This window comes from Clostridia bacterium (assembly GCA_012840125.1).
Taxonomy (GTDB): Bacteria; Bacillota; DULZ01; order DULZ01; family DULZ01; genus DULZ01.
Genome location: DULZ01000059.1, coordinates 1 through 5,028 on the forward strand (window position 1 = coordinate 1; position 5,028 = coordinate 5,028).

Below are 5,028 nucleotides of genomic sequence, written 5' to 3' on the forward strand. Positions count from 1 at the left end.
AAGCAGGAACAGTGGCCGAATGTCGCAGGAATCGCGGCCGGATGTGACAGGAATCCTGCCCGGATGTCACAGGATTAGTGCCCGGATACGGCGAGAGGGCTGGCCGGATGGCGCAGGAATACTCATCAACTACAGTATTTAATGATGTCGTTGTTATTAGACAATACCCTTGTGTTTAAGGAACAGGGCATGCATTTAGATGACATGATGGTCTATCTTGCTGCCAACGAAGAACGATGGCATAAAATTGGTCGTATCAAGGAAGACAAAGATTTCAGGAACGCTTTAAGAACTCAGCTATACCAGACTTTAATTACCAACGGTGCTTTAGAAGTTTTTAATGGCTTTGTTACTAGAGGCGAAAGATTCAATGAAATTTTTGCTTCGTTGGTGGAAATCTTGAAGGACAGTCTCGGCATCAAGATAACGTTGGACGGGGTAGAATGTAATAACGAAATGAAGGAAAAGAAAACTGAAATACTGCAAAAAATCATAGATGAAGATAACAGCGTTACCATAGACGTGTTGAACCAAGATTCACATATGTTTACTGACAAGCAGATACGCACCCTAGCACGATACATTCTAACCATACTGTGGTGACATAGAATGTCATTTGGGACTCTACTAATTTTAGGGCCCATTTTTCACAAGGTCCTTCTAAGACTTCTGATTTTACCGTGACCAACCCACCAACCCACCTGGCTAGAGAGATTATGGAAAGAGGATTAGAATGAAATTGAGGGGATAAGACCGTTTCCTCGCTGCTTAAGGGAAACAGTGAAAAAACAACCGCTGGGGTGTTGGCAAAACACCTGCCGGCGGTTGTTTTCTTGCAAGCTATTCTATGGCCGCTAACCACTGCCTCCCGGCCTCGATGCCGGCTTGCACCGCTTCCGGGGCCGGGCCGCCGGGGACTTTCCGCCGGGCCACGCAGGCCTCGATGGAGATGGCTTCGTAAATGTCCTCCGCAAACGCCGGGGACATGGCTTGATATTCTTCTAAAGTCAATTCCTCCAGCACCCGGCCTTCCCGGATGCACTTGAGGACCAGCTGCCCCACGATGGCATGGGCTTCCCGGAAGGGAACTCCCTTTTTCGCCAGGTAGTCCGCCACGTCGGTAGCGTTGGTGAAGCCGCTTCTGGCGGCTTGGGCCATCCTTTCCCGGTTCACCTTCATGGTGGCCAGCATGGGGGTGAGGGTGAGGAGGCACTTTGTCACCGTATCTACCGTGTCAAACAAGGCTTCCTTATCTTCCTGCATGTCCTTGTTGTAAGCCAGAGGCAACCCCTTCATGACCGTCAAGAGGCCCATCAAGTGGCCGTAAACCCGGCCCGTCTTGCCCCGGATGAGCTCCGCCACGTCCGGGTTTTTCTTTTGGGGCATGATGCTGGAGCCGGTGCTGTAAGCGTCGTCCAGTTCCACAAACCGGAACTCGTCGGAGGACCAGAGGATGATCTCCTCGCACAGGCGGCTGAAATGCATCATGAGGATGGAGGCGGCGGCCAGGAATTCCAATATGTAATCCCGGTCGCTCACGGCATCCAGGCTGTTTTGGGTAATACGGGAGAAGCCCAGCTCCCGGGCCACCATGTCCCGGTCCAGGGGGAAAGTGGTGCCCGCCAAAGCCCCGGACCCCAAGGGTAGGCTGTCCGCCCGTTTCCCGCAATCCTGCAGCCGTTCGTAGTCCCGGGCGAACATCTGGAAGTAGGCCATGAGATGGTGAGCGAAGGTAATGGGTTGGGCCTTTTGCAAGTGGGTGTAGCCCGGCATCACCGTCTCCAGGTGCTGCGCGCTTAATGCCAAAATGGTCTTTTGCAAGTCCTTCAACAAAGCGCAGATTTCGTTGATTTCTTCCCGCAGGTACAGCCTGGTACCCAGGGCCACCTGGTCATTCCGGCTGCGGGCCGTGTGGAGTTTCTTGCCTACTTCGCCCACCCGCTCTGTCAGGAGTTTTTCGATGTTCATGTGGATGTCTTCGGCGCCGACTTCGAACTCTACCCGGTCGGCTTCGATATCCTGGAGCAGGCTGGCCAAACCCTGCAGCAGGGTTTCCGTTTCTTCGGGTGTCAGCACCCCGGTCTTACCCAGCATGCGAGCATGGGCCATGCTGCCCAGGATGTCCTGGCGATACAGTCGCCGGTCGAAGCTGATGGAGGAATGAAAATCCTCCACCAGCCGGTTGGTTTCTTTTTCAAACCTGCCGCCCCACAGTTTCATGGACGATCAGCTCCGTTTTTCCGGTTCATCAGGGCTTTAACTTTCAAGGGAAGGCCAAAAAGATTGATGAATCCCTCGGCATCCCGGTGGTTGTACATTTCATCCCTGCTGAAAGTCGCCAGCTGCGGGTCGTAGAGGGAATAGGGTGATTTGGTGCCGGCCACGGTGCATTGTCCTTTATACAGTTTCATCCGGACGGTACCGGTCACCGTCTCCTGGGTGACGTCCACAAAAGCATCCAGGGCTTTCCGCAAGGTGGAGTACCACAGGCCGTCGTACACCAGTTCCGCATATTTCAGGGCCACTTGCTGTTTATAGTGCAAGGTTTGCCGGTCCAAAGTCAAGTATTCCAGGGCTTGGTGGGCTTTGAATAGAATGGTGCCGCCGGGGGTTTCGTACACGCCGCGGGATTTAATGCCCACCAGCCGGTTTTCCACCAGGTCTTCGATGCCGATGCCGTGGGCGGCGCCCAGTTCATTCAGCTTTTTCACCAGGGCCACCGGTTCGTAGGAAAGGCCGTCAATCTTAACGGGTATGCCCCGGTCAAACTCGATTTCCACATAAGCAGGCCGGTCGGGAGCTTGTTCCGGCGGGGTTACGATCTGCAGCATTTCCGGTTTTGGTTCGTTCCACGGGTCTTCTAAATCCCCGCCTTCATGGCTTAGATGCCACAGGTTCCGGTCCCGGCTGTAAATACTCTTCTTCGTGACCGGCACGGGAATGCCCCGGGCTGCCGCATAGTCGATGGCATCTTCCCGGGATTTGATGTCCCACAGCCGCCAGGGAGCGATGACTTTAAGATCGGGGTTGAGGGCTTTGACGGTGACTTCAAAACGCACCTGGTCGTTGCCTTTGCCCGTAGCGCCGTGGGCTACCGCTTCCGCCCCTTCCCGCTCCGCAATTTCCACCAGCCGCTTGGCAATGACGGGCCGGGCCATGGCAGTGCCTAACAGGTACTTGCCTTCATAAACGGCGCCGGCCTTCAAAGTGGGCCAGATGAAGTCCTTGACGAATTCCTCCCGGAGGTCTTCAATATAGATTTTGGCGGCGCCTGACTTGATGGCCTTTTCCTCCAGGGGCGCCAGTTCTTCCCCTTGGCCTAAATCTGCCGCCATGCAGATGACTTCGTACCCTAAGTTTTCCTTGAGCCAGGGAATGATGATGGAAGTATCCAGTCCGCCGGAATATGCCAGGACAACTTTTTTCATGGGCAATTCTCTCCTTTAATCGGTTTCTCCGCTGGTTTGTCTCAGCATGATGTTTACCCTCCTCGGCGGGCCAAGGAGAGTAGAGGGCAATGTTAACGGCCCGGCCAGGCCGGGGCCGGGAAAACTCCATGCAGGTGGCAAACCGCCGCTTATGCCGGTTATTCCACGGTAACGCTTTTGGCCAGGTTTCTGGGTTTATCCACGTCGCAGCCTTTGGCCACGGCGATGTAATATGCGTAAAGCTGCAGGGGAACAGCCGCCAGCACCGGTGTCAGCAGCGGATGGGTGGCGGGGATGTGAATCACCCGGTCCGCTTCCTGTCTAATGGCCTCGTTTCCTTCCACCGCCACGGCGATGACAAAAGCTCCCCGGCTCTTGACTTCCTTGATATTGCTCAAGGTTTTTTCAAGCACATGAGGCTGGGTGGCCAGGGCGATGACCGGGGTCCCTTCTTCGATGAGGGCGATGGTGCCGTGCTTCAATTCCCCGGCGGCATAGGCTTCGGAATTGATATAGGAAATCTCCTTCAGCTTGAGGGAGCCTTCTTTGGCGACGGCGTAATCCAACCCCCGGCCGATGTAAAAGATGCTGGGGACGTTAAAGGTTTCCACGGCGCATCTTTGAATGAGCTCCTTGTTTTCAATTACCGCCTGGGCCAGTGCCGGCAGTTTGCCCAGTTCTTCGATGATGCCGGTGTATTCTTCCGGCGCGATCCTGCCTAATTTACAGGCAAAATCCAAGGCCATTAGGTAGAGGCATAAGAGCTGGGTGGTGTAGGCTTTGGTGGAGGCGACGGCGATTTCAGGCCCGGCCCAGGTATAGAGGACGCTGTCCGCTTCCCGGGAGGCAGTACTGCCCACCACGTTCGTAATGGCGATGACCCGGGCGCCTGCTTGTTTGCACAGGCGCAAGGCGGCCAGGGTGTCGGCGGTTTCCCCGGACTGGCTGATGATGATCGCCAGGTCGCTGGCATCAATGAACGGGTCCATGTACCTGAACTCCGAGGCAATTTCCACGTTCACCGGGAGGCGGGCCGTTTTTTCAATGACATATTTGCCCACCACCCCGGCATGGTAGGCGGTGCCGCAAGCGATGATCCAGATCTTTGCGGTCTTTGCTAATCGCTCTTTGGTCATGTTTAACTCACTTAAATCAACTTTTCCTGCTCGAAGGCGGGAAGCCAGCGTATCCCGGAGGGCTTTGGGTTGTTCGTGGATTTCTTTGAGCATGAAGTGCTGGTAGCCGGCTTTTTCGGCGGCTTCCACGTCCCAGGTGATTTCCATGATTTCTTTGCTGACCGGGTTGCCGAACTGGTCGACGACTTTGACCCGTTCTTTCCAGATGACGGCGATTTCCCGGTCTTCCAGCAGGATGACTCTCCTGGTGTGCTTCAAAATGGCGGGAATATCGGACGCAAAATAGTTTTCCCCTTGACCCAGGCCGATCACCAGGGGACTGTCTTTCCTGGCCACCACCACCCGGTCGGGATGAGCCCTGGCGATGACCCCCAAGGCATAAGAACCTTCGATTTTATCCAGGGCCCTTTGGACCGCTGCCACCAGGTCTCCCTGGTAGAAATGGTTAATCAAATGGGCTACCA

Annotated in this window: 4 protein-coding genes; 1 reads left to right on the forward strand and 3 read right to left on the reverse strand. The window is 55.0% G+C overall.

The features are described 5' to 3' along the window. Positions 1-141 precede the first annotated feature (141 nt). On the forward strand, positions 142-603 hold the full coding sequence (locus GXX34_07385) for a hypothetical protein (protein HHW07339.1): 462 nt from the start codon (positions 142-144) through the stop codon (positions 601-603). A gap of 237 nt (positions 604-840) precedes the next feature. Here GXX34_07385 and argH read toward each other — a convergent pair whose 3' ends face one another. From argH to glmS, 3 genes are all read right to left on the reverse strand, one after another. Then, positions 841-2,220: an argininosuccinate lyase gene (gene argH / locus GXX34_07390; GenBank protein HHW07340.1), complete on the reverse strand. Its 1,380-nt coding sequence runs from the start codon at positions 2,218-2,220 to the stop codon at positions 841-843. Beyond that, positions 2,217-3,428: an argininosuccinate synthase gene (locus GXX34_07395; GenBank protein HHW07341.1), complete on the reverse strand. Its 1,212-nt coding sequence runs from the start codon at positions 3,426-3,428 to the stop codon at positions 2,217-2,219. The genes argH and GXX34_07395 overlap by 4 nt, the downstream gene beginning before the upstream one ends. Positions 3,429-3,586: 158 nt before the next feature. Continuing rightward, positions 3,587-5,028, reverse strand: a 1,442-nt coding sequence (glmS, locus tag GXX34_07400) for a glutamine--fructose-6-phosphate transaminase (isomerizing) (GenBank protein ID HHW07342.1), incomplete at its 5' end; no start/stop codon positions are given.